Below are 693 nucleotides of genomic sequence, written 5' to 3'. Positions count from 1 at the left end.
ACGACCCATTGCAGCCAGTGGGCTCCGGCTTCACCGAGGTAATTGGCAGAGATTTGAAAAGCTATTCAACTGCAGCAATCAAGTCAATTTCTACAGCTGCATTTTTGGGAAGTTGATAGACCCCGACAGATGTGCGTGTGTGGACACCAGCATTACCAAGTACCGCGTAAAGAACTTCTGAAGCCCCATCTGCAACTTCACTTTGGAGGCTAAAGTCTTTTGAACATTGGACAAAAACGGTGATTCGCAAAATGCGAAGAACCCTATCAAGTGATCCAAGTTCTTGCCGCAGTAATGCCAATGCACGCATGACGCAAACCTTAGCCGCACGCTGCGCATCCGCTACCGATACATCTGCACCGACCCTGCCTGTGACCACCACATCATTTCCAACGCGTGGAATCTGGCCGCTGATGAACACTTGATTGTCATGTCGAATTACAGAAACGTAATTCCCCCCAATTTTGATCTCGCCTCCAAAACTGTATGAGAGATCGGCTTCTACTGCAGCAAAGTTGGATTCCCGGGATTCGGTCATAAGACGGTTTAACCTCATTGAGTGAAGTCGTGGCAGTTTAGATGAGCGTCTGTACCTTGGTTGCCCAAGCGGACAGGATACAACCCGAAGCAGTTACCTGTTCGGCAGAGCTTCACTTTCTTGCCGCTACAAATACAGGGGACCGCTGTTGGCCG

At 49.5% G+C, this 693-nt stretch carries 1 protein-coding gene; it reads right to left on the bottom strand.

Annotation, left to right across the window (positions count from 1 at the left end; genetic code table 11):
• Positions 1–61: 61 nt before the first annotated feature.
• Positions 62–538: a RidA family protein gene (locus JAO85_RS25560; RefSeq protein ID WP_080692943.1), complete on the bottom strand. Its 477-nt coding sequence runs from the start codon at positions 536–538 to the stop codon at positions 62–64.
• Between the last annotated feature and the right edge of the window lie 155 nt (positions 539–693).

It is taken from the genome of Comamonas sp. NyZ500 (assembly GCF_016772095.1).
GTDB classification, from domain to species: domain Bacteria; phylum Pseudomonadota; class Gammaproteobacteria; order Burkholderiales; family Burkholderiaceae_C; genus Comamonas; species Comamonas thiooxydans.
The sequence above is the reverse complement of the archived record's forward strand: the minus strand, read 5'-3'. Positions and strand labels throughout refer to the sequence as shown.